At 43.6% G+C, this 18,034-nt stretch carries 20 protein-coding genes and 2 pseudogenes; 14 read left to right on the top strand and 8 right to left on the bottom strand.

From position 1 onward, the window contains the following. Positions 1-8: 8 nt before the first annotated feature. From tssE to ACGF5R_RS16280, 5 genes are all read left to right on the top strand, one after another. Positions 9-449: a type VI secretion system baseplate subunit TssE gene (gene tssE / locus ACGF5R_RS16300; RefSeq protein ID WP_387691834.1), complete on the top strand. Its 441-nt coding sequence runs from the start codon at positions 9-11 to the stop codon at positions 447-449. A gap of 72 nt (positions 450-521) precedes the next feature. Then, complete coding sequence (locus ACGF5R_RS16295; protein WP_387691768.1) at positions 522-1,106, top strand: type VI secretion system ImpA family N-terminal domain-containing protein; 585 nt, start codon at positions 522-524, stop codon at positions 1,104-1,106. A gap of 18 nt (positions 1,107-1,124) precedes the next feature. Beyond that, a complete protein-coding gene (locus ACGF5R_RS16290; RefSeq protein ID WP_387691767.1) occupies positions 1,125-1,295 on the top strand; it encodes a hypothetical protein in 171 nt (56 codons plus the stop codon). Between the two features lie 11 nt (positions 1,296-1,306). Further along, positions 1,307-1,819, top strand: a complete 513-nt coding sequence (locus tag ACGF5R_RS16285) for a hypothetical protein (protein ID WP_387691765.1) — start codon at positions 1,307-1,309, stop codon at positions 1,817-1,819. A gap of 119 nt (positions 1,820-1,938) precedes the next feature. Beyond that, the gene (locus ACGF5R_RS16280; protein WP_387691763.1) at positions 1,939-2,496 is read left to right on the top strand and encodes a DDE-type integrase/transposase/recombinase; all 558 of its coding nucleotides are present in this window, start codon (positions 1,939-1,941) and stop codon (positions 2,494-2,496) included. 155 nt (positions 2,497-2,651) lie between these two features. Here ACGF5R_RS16280 and ACGF5R_RS16275 read toward each other — a convergent pair whose 3' ends face one another. The 5 genes from ACGF5R_RS16275 to ACGF5R_RS16255 all read right to left on the bottom strand — a co-directional run bounded on the left by ACGF5R_RS16275 (position 2,652) and on the right by ACGF5R_RS16255 (position 7,096). Continuing rightward, positions 2,652-3,620: an ExeA family protein gene (locus tag ACGF5R_RS16275; RefSeq protein ID WP_387691761.1), complete on the bottom strand. Its 969-nt coding sequence runs from the start codon at positions 3,618-3,620 to the stop codon at positions 2,652-2,654. Further along, positions 3,610-5,271: an IS481 family transposase gene (locus ACGF5R_RS16270; protein WP_387691759.1), complete on the bottom strand. Its 1,662-nt coding sequence runs from the start codon at positions 5,269-5,271 to the stop codon at positions 3,610-3,612. Before ACGF5R_RS16270 ends, ACGF5R_RS16275 begins: the two co-directional genes overlap by 11 nt. Continuing rightward, entirely contained in the window at positions 5,255-5,815 is a 561-nt protein-coding gene (locus tag ACGF5R_RS16265) for a recombinase family protein (RefSeq protein WP_387691832.1), read from the bottom strand. The genes ACGF5R_RS16270 and ACGF5R_RS16265 overlap by 17 nt, the downstream gene beginning before the upstream one ends. A 355-nt stretch (positions 5,816-6,170) precedes the next feature. Further along, positions 6,171-6,923: an IS21-like element helper ATPase IstB gene (gene istB, locus ACGF5R_RS16260; protein WP_387691757.1), complete on the bottom strand. Its 753-nt coding sequence runs from the start codon at positions 6,921-6,923 to the stop codon at positions 6,171-6,173. Then, entirely contained in the window at positions 6,923-7,096 is a 174-nt protein-coding gene (locus tag ACGF5R_RS16255) for a hypothetical protein (protein WP_387691755.1), read from the bottom strand. Before ACGF5R_RS16255 ends, istB begins: the two co-directional genes overlap by 1 nt. Positions 7,097-7,932: 836 nt before the next feature. On the opposite strand from ACGF5R_RS16255, the gene ACGF5R_RS16250 reads away from it, so the two are divergent. The 5 genes and pseudogenes from ACGF5R_RS16250 to ACGF5R_RS16230 form a co-directional block, all read left to right on the top strand. Continuing rightward, the gene (locus ACGF5R_RS16250) at positions 7,933-8,283 is read left to right on the top strand and encodes an LPD25 domain-containing protein (RefSeq protein ID WP_387691830.1); all 351 of its coding nucleotides are present in this window, start codon (positions 7,933-7,935) and stop codon (positions 8,281-8,283) included. 438 nt (positions 8,284-8,721) lie between these two features. Beyond that, entirely contained in the window at positions 8,722-9,609 is an 888-nt protein-coding gene (locus ACGF5R_RS16245) for a replication protein RepA (protein ID WP_387691753.1), read from the top strand. Positions 9,610-10,333: 724 nt separating this feature from the next. Beyond that, the gene (locus ACGF5R_RS16240; RefSeq protein WP_387691751.1) at positions 10,334-10,564 is read left to right on the top strand and encodes a TrfB-related DNA-binding protein; all 231 of its coding nucleotides are present in this window, start codon (positions 10,334-10,336) and stop codon (positions 10,562-10,564) included. A 208-nt stretch (positions 10,565-10,772) separates the two neighbouring features. Beyond that, a complete protein-coding gene (locus tag ACGF5R_RS16235) occupies positions 10,773-11,096 on the top strand; it encodes an antirestriction protein ArdR (protein ID WP_387691749.1) in 324 nt (107 codons plus the stop codon). 16 nt (positions 11,097-11,112) lie between these two features. After that, a pseudogene (locus ACGF5R_RS16230) lies at positions 11,113-11,211 on the top strand (type II toxin-antitoxin system ParD family antitoxin); the annotation flags it as partial. A 219-nt stretch (positions 11,212-11,430) separates the two neighbouring features. Here ACGF5R_RS16230 and ACGF5R_RS16225 read toward each other — a convergent pair. Both ACGF5R_RS16225 and ACGF5R_RS16220 read right to left on the bottom strand, forming a co-directional pair. After that, positions 11,431-12,147, bottom strand: coding sequence for a tyrosine-type DNA invertase (locus ACGF5R_RS16225; protein WP_387691747.1), 717 nt, complete (start codon positions 12,145-12,147; stop codon positions 11,431-11,433). Positions 12,148-12,355: 208 nt separating this feature from the next. Next, positions 12,356-13,291, bottom strand: coding sequence for a hypothetical protein (locus tag ACGF5R_RS16220; protein ID WP_387691746.1), 936 nt, complete (start codon positions 13,289-13,291; stop codon positions 12,356-12,358). 189 nt (positions 13,292-13,480) lie between these two features. Here ACGF5R_RS16220 and ACGF5R_RS16215 point away from each other — a divergent pair, with 189 nt between their 5' ends. From ACGF5R_RS16215 to ACGF5R_RS16205, 3 genes and pseudogenes are all read left to right on the top strand, one after another. Next, entirely contained in the window at positions 13,481-13,789 is a 309-nt protein-coding gene (locus ACGF5R_RS16215) for a TrfB-related DNA-binding protein (protein ID WP_387691744.1), read from the top strand. 575 nt (positions 13,790-14,364) lie between these two features. Continuing rightward, positions 14,365-15,180 (top strand): annotated as a pseudogene (locus tag ACGF5R_RS16210) (IS982 family transposase). 50 nt (positions 15,181-15,230) lie between these two features. Beyond that, the gene (locus ACGF5R_RS16205; RefSeq protein ID WP_387691742.1) at positions 15,231-15,455 is read left to right on the top strand and encodes an XRE family transcriptional regulator; all 225 of its coding nucleotides are present in this window, start codon (positions 15,231-15,233) and stop codon (positions 15,453-15,455) included. A 621-nt stretch (positions 15,456-16,076) separates the two neighbouring features. Here ACGF5R_RS16205 and ACGF5R_RS16200 read toward each other — a convergent pair. Continuing rightward, positions 16,077-17,384 carry an IS4 family transposase gene (locus tag ACGF5R_RS16200; protein WP_387691740.1) on the bottom strand — a complete coding sequence of 436 codons (1,308 nt, stop codon included), beginning with the start codon at positions 17,382-17,384 and terminating at the stop codon, positions 16,077-16,079. Between the two features lie 176 nt (positions 17,385-17,560). Between ACGF5R_RS16200 and ACGF5R_RS16195 the strand changes: the two genes are divergently transcribed. After that, positions 17,561-17,863: a hypothetical protein gene (locus ACGF5R_RS16195; protein WP_387691828.1), complete on the top strand. Its 303-nt coding sequence runs from the start codon at positions 17,561-17,563 to the stop codon at positions 17,861-17,863. The last annotated feature ends 171 nt before the right edge of the window (positions 17,864-18,034 follow it).

Here is an 18,034-nt window from a genome sequence, read left to right as displayed (position 1 = left end):
AGATGAAAATGAAGACGAAAACGAAAAGGCCCTCCCTGTATGACCGCCTGAAGGGGAGCTTTACCGGTGGCCTGGCATTGTCCCAAGTCAGTGAAGAGCAGCAGGTGATTTTGTCGGTACTGGACAATATGCAGCGTGTCCTCAACTGTCGGGCGGGAACGCTCGCTCATCTGCCGGATTATGGTTTGCCTGATCTCAGCATTATTTTGCAAGAGCTGCCTGCGTCGTCACAGCGTCTGATCGCGACGATCGAGCATACGCTGTTGACTTATGAGCCGCGTTTGAAGCAGGTCACTGTTACGTTACTGCCGATGCTTGAACCGGCGCATCTGCGTTATGACATCAATGCGGAATTGAAAGGCGTGGGATTAGTGCGTTTTAGCACGGAGTTTGTGCCGGAAGGGCAAGTCTTGATCCGCCATTTACGCCAGCAAGGGCGGATAGATTAATTTTTTGTTTCATCAGGCTATTTGGGTTGGCCTTTCTGGCCTGTATTAATCACGCAACAGAGGCTACATGTTATGGCCGCAATTTCATCCGGTTACGCCGTATATACGGGGGATGACCCGCGTGCACGGCCTGAATTCAGTGCACTGAAAGAAGAAATGAGCAAACTGAGCCATCCGGCCCGGTCAGATGTTGACTGGGCCAGGGTTGAGCAGCTTTGCCTGGCGCTATTTCGTTTAAATGGCGTCGAGCTGCAAAGTGCGGCCTGGTACACACTGGCCCGTGCACAGCGGGCCGGATTAGCCGGTATTGAGGAAGGATTGGCCCTGATTGACGGGTTAGTGAGCCATCAGTGGTCACAATTCTGGCCTCAACCGACGCATGTGCGGGTGGAGATATTGGCCTGGCTGGTTGTCCGTCTGCAACAGGTACTGCGGACCTGTGTTTTCTCTTATATCGACCTGCCGCTGATTTATCGCACAGAAAAGGGGCTGGCGCATCTGTGCGAAGTCCTTCAACGTCTGGAACTGAAACATGTGAGTAAACTCGACAACCTCCGGGTACAGTTTCACAACAGTGCGCGGCGATTGGAGAGTCTGGCGCAGGAGGTATCCCTGTCTCCTGCCGCTGTATCGTCTATTGAGGACACGACTCTTTAACAATCTCAGCCACAACTGATGTATGTGGCACAGGAAACCCTGTCGTCCGTACAACCGCAGATTAAAGTGGTCCGGGCTTTAACTTCCTCTCGTTGGAAAGTCGGGCACGGTTTTGTCGCGGGGGTTGTGTTATGCGCGCTGACAGTGACCGCCCCCTGTGTCAGCATAGTTGTCGCCCCCAATTTTTAAGGAGAATTACTATGTCTGCACATGCAGTACCGATTGATGTTAAAGAACAAGGGATTATTTGGCTTCTGCCTCCCTATTGCTGGTCCCACAGACAGATAGCCCGTAAACTGGATATCAGCCCTTCTGTTGTATCAAAATGGAGATGTGAACTGGTGGAACGCGGTTTATTACCTGAAAACGAAAAGGTTTCCTCTGCTGACAGTGATGAGTGGACGCCTGAACGACGATTTTCAGTTGTGCTTGAAACAGCAACATTGTCGGAAATGGAGTTGGCTGACTATTGCCGACGTATGGGACTTTTCGTCGAGCAGGTCAAAGAATGGCAGGTTATCTCTATTCAAGCCCATGAGATTAAACTCACACAAAACCGTCGTGCCGATAAGGAACTGCGTGAAGCCCGGAGTAAATTACGGGAACTGGAGAAAGAGCTTCAACGCAAGAATAAAGCGCTGGCTGAAGCTGCTGCGCTCCTGATATTAAGGGAAAAGTTCAATGCCCTCTGGGACAACAGCGAGGAAGGCTGACACCTCTTCCAGAGCGGCAAAAAATAATTTCGCTCGTCAGCGACGCCGTTACACAAGGGGCGAGTAAAACCCGTGCATGTCAGTGCATAGGTATCTCAGTCAGAACGCTTCAGCGCTGGGTGGAATCGCCAGACGGGCAGATACTTGCCGATCGCCGTCCCGAAGCCATTCACCGGCTCCCTGCGAATAAATTATCGGAGACTGAGCGTCAGCAGATTATGGATATTTGCAACTCGCCTGAGTTTGCTGGATTGTCACCAAATGTCATTGTTCCCGCACTTGCTGATAAAGGAATTTACCTCGCTTCAGAAGCAACCTTTTACAGGATACTTAAAGTGAATAAACGACTGACCAGAAGACGTCGGGAAAGCCAGTATAAGCGTCCTGACGCATTAAAAGCCGTATCACCCAATCAGGTCTGGAGCTGGGATATCAGTTATTTGCCTTCATGGATCAAAGGTCAACATTTTTATCTTTACATGATTCTGGACATATTTAGCCGAAAAATTGTTGCTGCTGAAGTCTTCCTCAACGAATCAGGAGAACATGCAGCAAATCTACTTCAACGGGCCGTGTGGAGCGAAAAGTGCTCAACCCAGAATAATACCGGGTCGCACGTCAACAGCATCCGGAGCGCTGGAGTAAAGAGATCCGTAACTGTAGCGGCCCGCATTTAAAATATGGCGGGCTCGCATTTATCCGGTTTTTTAGCTCACATTAAGTGAAAATGAAATCGGGTTGAGGCTCATATTAACTGCAAATGAGCTTGCATTTACCTTTTTCGGCTTGCATTTCATTTCGACCGGCTCACAGTAACTGCAAATGAAATTCATCATATCGGCAGCCCAACTGCCAACATTCTGTCGCGCAACTCTGTTGTTCGAACCGGATCGAGTTGATTGTTAAACAACGCTCTGATTTCAGCGGGTTTGGCATCAAATTGTTCCACCATATCTTTCAAACGATAACCATGCCGTGTTAGCGTCGGCTCTAAATCATCAAGTTGTCTGGAAAGCACTGATTCTATCAGTGTTGACGTTATTGGTTTTTCGCCAGTCTGATAACCAGCTTCCATGGCTAACGTGAGATGCAACTGAACTTGCAATGGGGTACGCAATTTCATCGCCAGCAAATCGAGAGCATCAGTCGTCAGAATATCTTCCGTTTTTCCTTTCCCCATGCTGGTTTTAAGTAACCAATGAATGTATTCCCGTTGACTGCCCGTGATCCCATCCAGCGTAAAAATATCGGTGCGGTATCCAATCTCTTCCATCGTTGGACGACGCAGGTCATTACGCAGTTTGGGATGACCGGCTAAAACCACCGATAAGCGGCCTCCACCGTCTTCTACTACTTCCATTAGTCGTTTGAATCCAGTTAAAGTATGTCCGTTAAGATCATGAGCCTCATCAACGAACAAGGCCACGGTTCGCTTGCCTTTCCTGACTAACTCTTGCAGTTCACGTTCCCGGCGCTCCCCTTGTTTGGGGATTTGTACCCGCTTATCCTGTGTCAGATCGTAAAATAGTGCGCTAATCAGCGTGGCAAGTTTGACACTGTGTTTTTCGACTGACAACGATTTGGCGACGATAATTTTGTTTTCATCCCTAAGTTGCTGTTGCAGGCGACGCAGGGTGACAGTTTTACCACTTCCGACTACGCCGCAGACAGCAACCAGTCGTCCTTCACGGATAGCCCCTTTGATATCTTTGATAAGTTGTTTATGATGCGCCGTTTCATAATAGCCTGCCTGATCAATGGGCTGCGCCAGTCCATAATATTCCATCACTTCAACCCGCATGATCTTCTCCTGATTGTCTGTTACGGAAATAGCCTCTTATACGGGTGAACACTTCAGTGCGGATAAGCGTTTCTGCCAGAATACTGTCAATAAATGCCCGCTCTTCACTCGACAATTTGGCCAGTGGTGTGGCCAGATCATCGGCAATGGCCAGCTTCGCTGCGATAATGGTGGGGAAATGGTATTCAAATTCTGCGATGTCAAATGGCTGATGTGGCAGTTTTGGTTGTTTTTTTATATCAGGCATCAGGAGCTGAATATCACTGCCTGACAGAGCACTGATCGGCAAATTCAACTGACTGGCCAGCTCATGGATACGATCAGACCTGTCAGCCGCCTTGCCACGCTTGAACGCCCGGTAACGGTGTAATGGAATAGGCCCGGAGACGGGATAATACGGTCCCCATGTTTTATCGTCAAACTCCACAAATATTTCGTCGTCAAACAGTCCCCACAACAGAATAACCGTTTCGCCAGCCATATCAGGTTCAACTTCCCAGGCTGTCCCTTCAATTGTGACGCGGGCATCGATGCCAACCTTACGCGATTCAGGCTCCCGGGCAAAACGGCAGTATTGATCCCAGGTACACATGTCCTGCACGCCATCCGGGGGAAGATTTGCCCGCCAGTCCTCCAGTCGGGAATGTTTTTCACTGCGATGCCCCTGAGAGTTATAGCGCATCAGATAATTCCATAACCATTCGTTGGCCTGCTGCTCAGTTTCCGGTTGATGAAAATGGTACAGGGTTTCATGGGCTTCCTTAATGGTACGGAAAGGGCGTTCAACCTTACCTTTGGAACGTGCCGTGGTGCGCGTACCATCTTTACCTGCTGGCATATGAGTCTGCCAGTCAATATGAAGTGCCTGCATCACGTTCTGAAACACATGGCTTTTCGCCACGGGGCCATTATCAAGATACAGCATCCTGGGACGTCCCTGAAAATGGAATTCCGGGTTAGGTTTTGGTGCCATCGCATTGAACAGAAAGTGAAGTGCGGACTCAGCATCTTCACCATAGACACAACGATATTCCTGATAAGTCACACCACTCCGATCATCAACAGCACTGTATAACATCAGGGTCGGCTGTCCTTTAGCCGCATCAATCCAGCCCGGTTGTTCGATGTGTTTGAGGTCTGACGGCGACATATCAAACTGCCAGCAATCATTGCTGTATTCTGCCTGAAACCTAACCGCCGGGGGTTCTCTTAACAGCCGAGGTTGGTCGAGACGATACAGAGAAAGCCAACGATTAACCGTTTGTCTTCGCAGTAATCCTTTCGGTGCCCTAACCAACCCTTGTCCAGTTTCCACACCATGCTCTTCAAGTAATTGAATGGCTCTTACGGTTGATAAATGCCGCCCTGATTTATTGGTAGTACGCAATTTTAAGGCTGCGATCAGTTCGCAATAATGCTCCAGCTCAGATTGGGGCAGGATGCGGGGAATGCCATGATCACACCGATGGACGGTACGAGGCTTAAGAACAACATGGAGATTCCGGTAAACGGTGGTAGGAGAAACGCCGTACAACTGCGCCATTGCAGTAATCTGTGTTGCCCGTTCCGGGCTTTTGGACGGCAGGCGGTCTAACCGTTGCCGTAATTGCAACAGAGAGTCAACAGGAATAGATTTACGCTGGCTGCCCATAGTTATCTAACACACGATAAACTGAGGCCCGTCCGATACCGAGTTGACGGGCAATCGCCGTAGCCCCCATTTTTTCAACTACATACAGACGGTACACTTCGGCAGGATCAATGGATGATTTTCGTCCCCGGTACACACCTCGCGCTTTTGCCGCCGCAATACCTTCCAGCTGACGTTCACGGCGCAGATTAGTTTCAAATTCAGCGAAGACCCCCAACATATCGAGGAAGGCTTTTCCGGCTGCCGTGCGTGTATCGACAGGCTGCTCTGTAGCCTTAAGGGTAATCCCCCGCTGATTTAAAGAATAAACAATATCCTGCAAATCTTTGATGCTACGAGCCAGACGATCTATACGCGTGACAATCAGTGTATCGCCCGGACGCAAAAAATCCAGCAACAATTGCAGTTCACTCCGCCCATCCCGTTTGGTTCCGCTGGCTTTTTCGGCCCGGATGATTTCACAACCAGCAACACGAAGCATTTGTGACTGTAGGGCGAGATCCTGATCATTAGTTGATACACGGGCATAGCCATAAAGAGCCATAATGGGGAAAGTGTCTCGTTTACCTTTAGATGAATGAAACGTAGCATGTGGATGAGACAAAAACAACCCTAATAAGACACAAAAAATGTCTCATTGCATTGTCTTTATGGGGTTAACCCATACAATCCAATAGATTGGTTTAAGCGGAAAATTTCATTTGCAGTTACTGTGAGCCGGTCGAAATGAAATGCAAGCCGAAAAAGGTAAATGCAAGCTCATTTGCAGTTAATATGAGCCTCAACCCGATTTCATTTTCACTTAATGTGAGCTAAAAAACCGGATAAATGCGAGCCCGCCATATTTTAAATGCGGGCCGCTACAGCTATTTACCCCACTCATAGAACCTGCTAATAAACTATATTGACTGATCTCCCTCTGTCAACGTTGAACACACTTTACGCATTGATTCACCCTTTAATTCGACTTTAATACTCCCGTGAACCAGTCTGTCCAGGATCGCATCAGCGTGTGTGGCATCACCTATCATTTGATACCATTTCTCAATAGGAAGTTGGCTTACCAGCAACACTGAGCCCCGTTGATAGAACTGATCGACTATCTCCAGTAGGTCACTGCGTTGATCTGAGGTCAGTACCTCCAGACCCCAATCATCCAAGATTAACAACTGACTACGGCTCAGTTTATTTAACAGCCGGGGATAGCTTCCATCACCATGGCATTGTCTGCAAAACTCCAGCAAGCCCTTTAAACGGTAGTAATACACGACATATCCCTGGCGGCAGTAATGCCGCCCCAGCGCACAGGCAAGATACGTTTTCCCGCTTCCCGTTGCCCCTGTCAGCAGCAGATTCTGGCAGTGTTTTAACCAGTGCCCTTGTGACAAGCTTCTGACCTGCGATTTTTCCAGCCCCCGGCTGGCTCTGTAATCCAACGCTTCCAGTTCTCCCCGAAGCCGGAAGTGCGCCTGCTTGATGAGCCTGTCGGCTTTCTGGTTTTCACGGTGAGTCAGTTCCTCCTCAACAAGCAACAATAGACGTTCTTCGAAGCCCAGTTCGTTATACGAAGAGGGCAACGAAACTTGCTGGCGCAGAGCATCACGAAAACCGGAGAGCCTAAGACAAGTGAGATGTTCATAAAGGGTATTCATCAGGCATTTCCTTTGTTAGTGGTAATAATGGCTGCCACGCACATTATCGTGGTCAAGTTCAGCAAGGGGATCTGCGGTGGGTGCTGGCACAATGGCGTGTCTATATGACCATATAATGAAATAACCTCATGAATAGAAATACCTTTTTGGAATTGAATCTGATTTTTAGCCATTTTCATTTACCTCCGCACAGACTTATCTTGACTATACGCCTATGGGAGCTGAGTTTAAGTGGTAATCAGGTATATGTATGTATTAACTATAAAATAAGAAGTATAATTTAGACAAGAATGCTTGGGCGAACGGTAAAAAAAGCTTACGCTGTAAGCGGACCCTAATTAGACCCCCAGAGATTAACAAACTCCTTTTTGATATTTTTATGTGCATTTTTTGTACAGATTGTTAATGTATGAATTTCTTTTAACAAGATTTTGCGAAAACTGTGATACCGAAACACTAGAGGTCACAGGTTGTTGATTTACTATGCAAAAGACCGCTGACTAACGGTGTCTGATTTTACTTTTCATCGTGATAAATGAGAGCATGAGAGCAGTCATCCCATATTTCATTGATGATATAAGCATACCCATGATTATTTTTCCCTGAGATAATTTTCATGATAAATAAAGCAATCAATTTTGTATCTATTGTTTATTTTATTTTTTTAACTATTTATGAATTGTCGAACATGAATTAAAAAGAGTTTTGTTTAGGAGTTTATATAAATCTATGACTCACTCCCCAAAATTTGGATTTCAGTAATTAACGATTAAATCAGAACACTCTATTAATCTACCTAATATGCATGAAGATCTATTTTCATAGGATACTGAATTTACAAGATAAAGTTGGATTAATAATATTAATCACAGCAGTTAAAAATATACTTAAATACTCCAAAATATGTGAGAAAATATTGCCATTATTTCTAATATTATATATAATTATAACTTATAAACAGGGTATAAACGCCAGACAGAGACCCACTTTTATTGGGATGGAATAAAAAATTAGTATATTATCTTCCTTAAAAAATGCTACCAGTGTCTTAACGCCCGTTGAGGTTCTAGTTCATTGGTCTGAATCAAAAATTCTTTCGGTTAAAGAAGTTATATTCCCATTTGCCATTTTTGAGCAAATGGCAAATAAAGCAGCCTCATTAGTAAATATGGGTTATGATAAAACAGAAATCACCGTTAGATTTGAGAGTGGTGAGAAATATACTTGTCGTATTGACTTGGCTGTTAATGATGAAAAGGGTTTTCGCGATCATTGTATGAAAATGATTGATTTTTTTGCTGATTTTCCTGAAAAAGAGCCGTATTTAAATTTTATACGTCGTATCAAATGGCCGGAATAAATAAAAATTAGTATTATAGATATCCCGTACAATTGGTAGGGTATCTATATATTATTACCCATAATACAACACCGAGCAGACATCACAGGTTTATCAGGATCAAAGTACCCGTGGCACTAATAAATTTTCATTTGCAGTCTATGAGCGTTCTGATGGCGGGTATAAAATTATCGCCAACGTTTAGCGAAGATTTTTTTGGAATCACAATTTTTCGATAATTAATCACCTGGCATCCAAGATTCAATCTTCACTACTTCATTAGCGTTTTCCAAATTTACTATATTCTTGTTGGCAATTTCTAAAACTTAGGATTAGCATCACTGGTTCAAATTATTTTATTATATATACTCTCGTATTAGCTGATTTATTGCATCAGTAGGAATTTTACGAATTTCAATTCAACACATTATCACAGTAGCCAAATCAGAGCATGGGGCCATGATCAAAAAAGAAAATGACAAGCCGTTAACCAAGCGGCAAAAGAAGACCATTGATGCGGCTACGCTTATTCGTCAGAAACTGCCTCAGAGTGAAGATATGGTCTTTACACACTCGATACTCTGCCAGGTAGGTTTACCCCGTTCTAAAGTCGCTGGCCGCGAGTTTATGCGTCGTTCTGGTGATGCCTGGCTTGTAGTTCAAGCTGGATGGCTTGATGAAGGTAATGGTCCCGTAGAGCAACTATTACCATATGGGGCCATGCCCCGTCTTACAATGGCGTGGCTTTCATCGTATGCCTTGCGTAACAAGACACGAGAGATCGCCATAGGACACAGTGCAAACGAGTTCCTTCGCTTGATGGGAATGGACTCGCAGGGCGCACGTCACAGAACGTTGCGTACACAAATGCATGCGTTGGCCGCTTGCCGTTTACAGTTGGGCTTCAAGGGACGCACGTACAACGGCCAGCCTGTAGAACAATTTGATGCTTGGCTCAGAAATGAAGACACAAAGCAACTAACGTTCTGGCCCGGTGTACTAACGTTATCGGAGGGCTATTTCAAAGGACTTATTGAGAGTGCCGTTCCACTGGATAATAGAGCATTGCACGTATTGAAAGGCTCCGCGCTTGCACTGGATATTTACGCCTGGTTAGCACATCGGTTACATCGAATTGAAGGGCGGCCGGTATTACTTCACTGGACAAAGCTACGTGATCAGTTTGCGCAAGAATACAGTGGTAAAAATGCTGATAAGGATTTCAAAAGAGCCTTCATGTCAGCATTGAAGCAAGTGCTATTCGTCTACCCTAAAGCAAAAGTAGAGCCAGTTAAAGGCGGACTTTTACTTTATGCTTCCCCTCCCCCTATTCCGTTTAAATCCTGACTAAAGGCCCATTGGGCCTTTTTATGCCGGTTGAATAATTTATTTAAAGCTGTGCTTGTTGCAGTTTCGGCAGCAATTCCGTGGATAAGAAGATGATATTGTTGTTACAACAAAGGAGTGGAACCCCTCCCTCACATCCAGAATTATGTGGTTGGCAACAGTGATATTTTTAAGTAGATAATTCTGTCAAAAACTTGTAGATACAAGAAGTTATCCACGATAAATCACCCCCCCTAAACTGCGTTAAATCACCCCCCTTATCCACGATAGATCACCCCCCTAACTACGTTAAATCACCCCCCTTTATCCACGATAGATCACCCCCCCCCTAAACCTATAAGGTAATTCCTATATGTTTTGCCTGTAAATCTTACCTATAAGTAAAAACCTATAATTAACTGCTAAAAAATGTGGATAATGGGTGTAAGTGCAATATGATAGGTCTGTAGATATTCCGCTTCCTCGACCAGACAGACTCGCCGAAGGCTCCCTAATCTGGTCTTGCGGCGAGCGGTGACTATTCTCTTTCAAAGGCAATCTATTTAAATATACTGATCAGTGATTGGACTCCTTCGCTGATTATCCCCAATAGGCCCCATTACTGCCATAGCTGGCTTTCCCTGCTCAAAAATATCAACTCATAAATATAATATTTACTCAGATTGACCGTAAGTGGCCTGCGTTATATCATTTGGGTAAATTAGCGATATAACCAGGATAAGAAATGGCTCAAAAACGTAGAATGACACAAGATGAGTGGAACCGACTTCTGCCAGCAATGCAGACATTCACCCATCTCACCACGGAAATCGGCCATTCCGTATTGGTTAAAGGAGAAAGGCAGAAAGATGTTGCCGACCGGGTTGACCGGACTAAGCAAAACGTTGGAAATACAGTTAAACGTATTTGTGAACGGATGGGTTTCCGAGGAACTGGCACTCAAGGTGTAGGCTGAAGCAGCAAAGTACAACATCAACCAACCTAAAATCGACGCACTTAAATAATTATTTAACAAATTCAGGTAGATATTTTATTTACTTGATTACCAACTGCTTTGATAAACTAATATCTGCAAGGATATTGGGATTATGTTCACACGTTACCACTGGATGCACAGAACCAGATTTTCGGAGCAATAGATTAATATAATAGAAAGAATTTATATGTTTAACTATAAGATTAAAGACGTGGTCAGATATGGCCGTCAGGTTTATCACCACTTTCGAAAAAAAGGGAACCACCGATGGGATACGTGTGTTTTTCTTAATAGCTGCGGGCGCTATTCTGCGGTGTTCCGGCACTTATATAGTAAAAAAGTGGATGACGTGAAGAAAACCTTTATCGAGGGTGAATTCGTGGTTTCGGCCAGTGACGCTGCCAGTTTTTACAAAGCAGACTTCCCGGTGCTGGAAGATACACATACTTTGAAGCAATCTGATTTTTTCAGGATGCTGACGCACACGGACGCAGGTGATGATTTTGCCTAATCTGTTAGGTTACGATATGCGAAAAATTACATCTGTCAGTATGGGGGAACAGCTTGACGGGTCTGTACAACGTATGGTCGAGAGTGGACGCTACGGTTCGGTCAGTGAAGTTATGACACTGTGATCACTACAATTAGGAAATTTAATGATACCTTTTTCAGGATTAACAATAGAGAGGACATTTCTTCTATGAGATTGGTCTTTTTTTATTTATATTTAATCTTTTATGGACGAAAAAACGGAATTAATTTTTAATTAATCCCGTTATTGTTTGGCGCTATTAATTACTATTTTGGTTAATTGTTTTCATATCTAGCAATTGGGTATAGCTTAATTAGTCTGTCTTATCACTTTGTGATAAAGTGGATATGATATCCAATTGAATAGAATCAACGTCTATTCCACTGACATCCATTTTCTCCATGATAATTTCGTCCTCTAAAATGGCTCCAGATATATTTTTACTGAAATGTGTAACTGGTTGCCGATTTCGGGTGCTTTTCCAAATTCCTTGGAAACGTTCTGAATTACTGGCTGTATATTGCACAGTATGCCGAATGTTACAGTGTCCAAGATAATCTTGTATTAGGCGGGTGTCTATTCCTCTGTTTGCAAGAGAAAAACCGCAGGCATGGCGCAACATGTGCGGATGCGAGCGAACAGAAATATTAGCTAATTGCCCTAATTGATTGATTATTTGATAAATACGCTGACGAGTAAGTGGTTTCCCGTATCGTGATAAAAATAACCAGTTACTTTCTTCTGCTCCCTTTAATTTTTTACGTACTTGGAGCCACTCTTTGATCGCATGAATTTCGTAGCCTAATAGAGGATGATTAGTACTAAACCCGCATTTCAAGCGCTGAATGTAAAGAGTTTTTCCTCCGAGATCCAGATCAGATAACCGTAAATGACTGGCTTCGCTAACACGTAAGCCATGTACAAAACTCATATATACTAGACAATAATCGCGCTCTGAATTTGGACTTTTTTTTGCCATTTCCAGTATTCTCTCTACTTCAAATTGTGTTAGATGTTTTCTTTGGCCCATTATGTGAGTTTCTCCAATACCCCGCCGGTCAATTTTGGCGGGGGGAATATAGTTGCTATACAGAATAACCGTGTACTCGTTCTAACGTGTGTAGAAGCATGCATAGTTGATTACCAGTCATAGCTGGAATTCGAACTGATTTGCGTTTTGAATGACGTTTTATTAGGTACCGGCTGAATGCGATTAGTTCATATTGAGTCATAATTAATTACGCTTCAATTTGTAAAAGCCATTCATTCAACACCTGTTCAGCTCTAGTTATATCAATGTAACTTGGCACTTCTATATAGAAACGGCCTTGGGAATCTTTGATAAAAATTTCTCCACCAATTGTTTCGATGTGTAATCCTTTATAATCGGCTCCTATTCCCATTGGGGCATTCCAATATTGTTTTGAGCAATGTTTTCTAATTTTTGCCACATAACATTCAGGGGCACCTGCTAGGCTTTTTTTACTGATACTCGTTGTTTGCAATATTTCTCTAATAATAGATTTGTTAGTTTTTTTTCCGATAATATATGCTAATTTAGCAACCATATTTTTATCAGATTTACTTATAACATCTTGTTTCGTTACGTCGCGCAGTGACGGCAGAACACCGTATTTCAGCAAGCAGTATGTTTGTCCAATTGTATCTTTTTCATTGATGTTGGTTGCAACATCGTACATATCACCGATTTTTTCAACTAATTTATCTTCGGCATCAAATTGAATTTTTCTGATGATCTCATTTGGGTTAATACCTTGTAGTGTGTAATCAGATTCACTGTCTGTTATAATAGCTTTTTTAGTAATAACACCGCAGCAAATTTTGTTAATATCTTTACAGTTATCTACATCTGCACAGTTTTTATATGTGTTTATATCTTTGTATGCGGCTGACAATGCGTTGGTATATGATGTATAGGTATTAAATCCAGCTTTAGGGCTGAATGAAAAATATCCACTTGCTTCACCAAATTCAATCAACGCATAATATTTAGATATCATCGTAGAGAATTGTTCTTCTACTGTAATGAGTTGTTCTTGCATTTCTTCAACATAATCTGCGGTTATACATAAAGTCTCCGTTGTACTTTCATCAAGATTGGCTTTGGCAAGCTTACAGAAATTGGCAAATAACTCTTTGTTTTTTGCATTCATTGTTTTACTAATTCACAATGTTGCTAATGTAAAATAGAAACTCGCGCGTTGCCGCGCGCGGGTTTCGCTTCTATATCTAGCTAGAAGTTCTCAAAATACCTTTCATAGTGTGATCATTAGTGAATTAATGGTTTGCGTTGTTAATTTGACAAAATGATAATATAATTTGGAGTATTTCAGAGGGTGAAAGTGAGAATTAAACGTATTTCGCAGGCAGACTGGGAGCGTTCATCTCAAGCGTTGAAAAGTTGTAGCTTACTAACGCTTGAGATTGCTTACTCTGTTTTAGTTGAGGGAAAAAAAGTCATTCAGGTATCAGAAGAGCGCAACGTAACTCGGCAAAACACTTATGCGGCTGTGAAGCGTGTAACAAATATTCTAGATAAACAAAATGTAGAGGGATTACAATTAGTTAGTGTTTGGGTACCGTCAGATACCGCAGAGGAGATATATAAAATAGCTGAACCTTATATGAATGAAAAAGAAAAGAACAGATGATATCTAAGTATCTATTCGTCGAAAGATACTAATTTCTGCCAGTCGTTACGCTAGACCTCGTTAGGTGTCGGACTATCACCATTTTTGAAAGCTCATATACGTCGATTAACATTGTTTTATGTCAGTGCCATATTCTGGGAATGTGGCTTTAAATTGCGTAAACCAGGTTTTATAACTGTTAGTGCCGGCGGCTCCTCAACCTTGTTTTGAAAATTATGGTCAAAACAGGTCACGAGACCAATCAACAATTAATACTATTGATCGCCCGCAGTCCTGCAACTATGACAAATATCTTGTGCGTGTGTCTCAAACGGATACATTTCTTCGAAACGCACAGTGACCCTGCCTTATATTACTCTCGTTAAAGATGAAGTAATTTTGATGTAATAATGTCGTACATGTGACGTAATCACTAAAAAATGGCGTAATAGTGGTGTAATTATGTTGTATTTCCAAACTTGTTTTGTTGTAAGAGTGATGTAATTAACCTGAGGTTTGCTTAAGAAGGGAACTAAGTACCTGAGGTACGATCAAAGTTTTTGTCAAATAAAACAAAATCGTGGAGATCCTCAGGCATGCCTAATTTAGAAGAACTTTACTGCTGCGTCGATGACTTTTGCCAAAAATTTATTCCTCTCTGGCATCAACAGTTAATTGAAAATGGCTTGCTCAAACGTCGCCGCGACGCTTCCCTTTCTCTCAGTGAAGTGATGACGATACTTCAGGCCGATTTTCCCCAGTTGGTCAGCTATACCCGGATGTTAACCTTGAAGTAAAGGGCGCTCATTCCTCTCTGTGCTTTTCTTTCGTCACGTAAGGCCCAAACCCAGGGGATCGCCTTTATTGATTCAACCAAAATTGCTGTTTGTCACAACCTCCGTATTCCCCGCCATCGCGTATTTGAGGGCGTCGCACAGCGAGGGAAAACAAGTACAGGCTGGTTTTATGGCTTTAGACTTCATTTGGTTATCAATGATTGGGGTGAACTTTTAGCGGTTAAGCTGACTTCAGGAAATAAAGATGATCATCATCCCGTTAAAGCATTGGTACAAGGGTTAACAGGGTGTTTGTATGGCGATAAAGGGTATTTGTCACAGGCCTTGTGCGATGAACTGGACGCAGAAGGAATAACGTTAATCACTCATGTCCGTAGTAACATGAAGGCAAAAGCGTTATCTCTCTGGGATAAGCTGATGTTAAGAAGGCGATTTTTGATAGAAACGGTCGTGGATCAGCTCAAAAATATTTCTCAGATAGCGCATTCAAGACACCGCAGTCAGCTCGGTTTTTTATTGGAAATTGTCGCGGGCTTAATTGCTTATACATTCCAACCTAAAAAACCGAGCTTGAATTTACGGGATTGTGATATCGCTATTTTTAAACGAAGCTGAGGTTAATTATGATGTATTAAAGGTGATAGTCTTCGTAACAGGCTGAAAGCATGAAGATCCGTGTGCCGCTGATGAATATGTTCAAGGTATGGATAGCAAAACGGGAATTTACCCAGGATGAAACCGCCAGAGTGTTGAGGATTACTCAGTCCCGTATTTCAGTGCTTGCCAGTGGGAAAATGCAGCTTTTCAATGTGGATAAGCTGATTGCGGTTATGGTTCATGCAGGAGTGTATATTCGGAATATCGAGATAAGCGAGCCGGAAGTTGCTTAACATCCGTAGTTTAGATCCGGTCATTTGAGCATTCCCTTTTTGAAAAAAGTGGAATATAAAATGCTAATAAGTTATAGGTTCAAGCTTGATTACCAATTCAGTATCTTATTGAGACTATAATATTTAATTAGAATTAATTTGTGAACTGTTTATTACTTTATCCTAATGTCTTCTGATTGTTCAATTATCCGGGCAGGTTTGGTTTTGAATAACTGGCTTTCTTCGTTTTTGAGGCTGGAGAGTAGGTAACATTGTGGAGGAAAAAAGGATATTTGGGGCACTCTTCGGCTCCCCGTCCGCAGGCGGACGGGGAGCCGCCTGCACTCCACCTGGCCTGCGCAGTCGCACGGGCCAGCTTCCGCAGAGCCACGCGAGCGTGTCTCTGTCCATTCGGATAGCAAGCGATGCCTAAGGTCAACCCCTTAGCGCTTGCAGCGGCTAAAGCCGCGCCGCTAAGGTTGCCACGTCGTTCCGACATGGCGGGTGTGTTCATTCTCTTGACCATTGGGTGACTTATCTCTCGGTGAGTTCTCACGCGGAGGGCTGTGTGTAGCACCATCCCTGTTCAAAAAACAAGGGTAAATGGCACGCCTATGGCGTAATGCTTGTCAGTTAAGATAATTATGAATGCCGTAACGGATATCGTTGTGGCTTTTTTTTCACTGCCCGTGGGTAATGCCTTTCCCTTCTTACTGGCAGCACAAAGCTTTTAGACATATCAAGCAACTGAGACATAAACTGAGGTATTTTTCCAGGAGAGACTCGGGGTAATAGGCTCAACTGACCTGTAAGATAGAGGCAAGCCTGCTTAAACCCTATTTGGTAAGGTTCTGTTCCTTTCTGGCTATACGCCATCTGAGTCATCATAAAACGCAGCAAATTGTACGCCAGTACAACACCCCACAACTCCTGCTCGATAAGCTCCGGTTTTTTACTTCTCAGAGTCAGCTCGTTTTTCAGCATATGTTGCTTCATTTCCCTGAACCCGTGTTCAATTTCCCAACGATATCCATACAGCTCTGCAATGTCAGCTTTCGGGTATTTCTGCGGATCTGTCATTGATGTTAGTATATAAACTATTTTATTTTTGATTGTCTTACACAGTAGTCTCGCTGTCAGCGTGGCTGGGGCATTTGCCCATTTTTTTCTCGCTTGAGGTGATAATGTCAGTTCAACGAGTTCATTGTTTTTACCTAGTTTACGTACCACCTTGTATTGCGCGCCTTTTCTCAGTGGTAACATCCCGTGTTTTTCTGTACCCGATGACTGCCAGTGATGCAGAAGTCCAAGCGCATAAAATCCTTTATCCATAATAGTTAGCGTATGCTCAGATGTTTGATTGGCCAGACGAGCTGCAAGGTCAACCTCGCTGATAGCAGATACACTGCCGAAGGCAGCACCAGCCAGTAAATGGCTTGTCACCTCCATTTGGCAGACCATCCGAAGCTGCGGCCATTCAGAAGATGAATGTGCATTCGCTGTCCGACCAAAAGCAGCATCATTTTCTGGTGTATCTGGTGTACGCCAAAGTGTTCCGTCCAATGCCATCAATGTGAGTCCATTCCAGTGAGATAGGGGTGTTTTTTCAAACCAGAGTCGGCTTGTTTTTTCAAAAACTTGTTTTATGACATCAGCGCCGAGCCGCTGACGAGCCTGAACCACGGCACTGGGAACAACAAAAGGACGCTTGCCGGGAAGAAGTATATCCAGATGAGAGACAATCTGATTCATGGACAGAGAGCGAAACAAGGCCATTCCAGTAATCGCCCAGACCATCATTTCCATCGGAAGCCTGCGTTTACGAACAGTTGCAACGCCAGTATCGACTAGGCATTCGTCAATAATCTCAGGTGAAAGAAGGTCGGAAAGAGCAGAAAATTCTTCCGGTGTATAGTTATGGATAGTCTCAAGAGCTTGGCTGAGTAGCATAAAAAAAATCCGTAATCGTTATAAGTTACGGATTCTTACATAACCACTGGATCGGTCAACTGATCCTTAACTGATCGGCATTACGCCTATGGCGCCCTTGTTTTTTGAACAGGTCTGTTGCTCCTGCGCCCATTGCCGCTCATGAATCTACCGAAAGATGTGGAAAAACCACGTACATGCGCACGGATGGATTTGTAACTAATATTTACTCCCGCCATCCTTACGATGTTATCCGCGCAGATGTTGTGATTGAACGTATGGAAAAGACGGCTAACCGTAGCTGTGGCTGTTATTACGAGCTCTATGCGTCTCGCTTGATGAGTAACGTAATGAATTATCTGCTCAAGCTTCCCCTGAAAGACCGCCCGACTTTTATCGGTGCAGCCAGCCGGCGCGGGATCATACTCACATTGGCAGAAGAAGAAAGCTGTCACCGCGCTCGCAGAGAACTAGAGGCCGAGCTGGCCGCCGATTACTGATATTCTGACGTACTGACTTTTTTATATCCTCTGCCATGACACGTCCTTATTAACGATAACGTATGCGTTACTATGAGGGGTTAGTGTAGGAAAATCATCTCACACACGTTAAAAAATCTGGAAAATAATCAATCACTGTCCATTCTATATACATGGACAGTGATATTTTTC

This window comes from Photorhabdus sp. RM71S (assembly GCF_042879355.1).
GTDB classification, from domain to species: domain Bacteria; phylum Pseudomonadota; class Gammaproteobacteria; order Enterobacterales; family Enterobacteriaceae; genus Photorhabdus; species Photorhabdus kayaii.
The sequence above is the reverse complement of the archived record's forward strand: the minus strand, read 5'-3'. Positions and strand labels throughout refer to the sequence as shown.

Coding starts and splice junctions, on each gene's coding strand:
- tssE (WP_387691834.1), top strand. CDS start 9: ATGAAGACGAAAACGAAAAGGCCCTCCCTGTATGACCGCCTGAAGGGG.
- ACGF5R_RS16295 (WP_387691768.1), top strand. CDS start 522: ATGGCCGCAATTTCATCCGGTTACGCCGTATATACGGGGGATGACCCG.
- ACGF5R_RS16290 (WP_387691767.1), top strand. CDS start 1,125: ATGTATGTGGCACAGGAAACCCTGTCGTCCGTACAACCGCAGATTAAA.
- ACGF5R_RS16285 (WP_387691765.1), top strand. CDS start 1,307: ATGTCTGCACATGCAGTACCGATTGATGTTAAAGAACAAGGGATTATT.
- ACGF5R_RS16275 (WP_387691761.1), bottom strand. CDS start 3,620: ATGCGGGTTGAAGTGATGGAATATTATGGACTGGCGCAGCCCATTGAT.
- ACGF5R_RS16270 (WP_387691759.1), bottom strand. CDS start 5,271: ATGGGCAGCCAGCGTAAATCTATTCCTGTTGACTCTCTGTTGCAATTA.
- ACGF5R_RS16265 (WP_387691832.1), bottom strand. CDS start 5,815: ATGGCTCTTTATGGCTATGCCCGTGTATCAACTAATGATCAGGATCTC.
- istB (WP_387691757.1), bottom strand. CDS start 6,923: ATGAATACCCTTTATGAACATCTCACTTGTCTTAGGCTCTCCGGTTTT.
- ACGF5R_RS16255 (WP_387691755.1), bottom strand. CDS start 7,096: ATGGCTAAAAATCAGATTCAATTCCAAAAAGGTATTTCTATTCATGAG.
- ACGF5R_RS16245 (WP_387691753.1), top strand. CDS start 8,722: ATGATCAAAAAAGAAAATGACAAGCCGTTAACCAAGCGGCAAAAGAAG.
- ACGF5R_RS16240 (WP_387691751.1), top strand. CDS start 10,334: ATGGCTCAAAAACGTAGAATGACACAAGATGAGTGGAACCGACTTCTG.
- ACGF5R_RS16235 (WP_387691749.1), top strand. CDS start 10,773: ATGTTTAACTATAAGATTAAAGACGTGGTCAGATATGGCCGTCAGGTT.
- ACGF5R_RS16225 (WP_387691747.1), bottom strand. CDS start 12,147: ATGGGCCAAAGAAAACATCTAACACAATTTGAAGTAGAGAGAATACTG.
- ACGF5R_RS16220 (WP_387691746.1), bottom strand. CDS start 13,291: ATGAATGCAAAAAACAAAGAGTTATTTGCCAATTTCTGTAAGCTTGCC.
- ACGF5R_RS16205 (WP_387691742.1), top strand. CDS start 15,231: ATGAAGATCCGTGTGCCGCTGATGAATATGTTCAAGGTATGGATAGCA.
- ACGF5R_RS16200 (WP_387691740.1), bottom strand. CDS start 17,384: ATGCTACTCAGCCAAGCTCTTGAGACTATCCATAACTATACACCGGAA.
- ACGF5R_RS16195 (WP_387691828.1), top strand. CDS start 17,561: ATGCGCACGGATGGATTTGTAACTAATATTTACTCCCGCCATCCTTAC.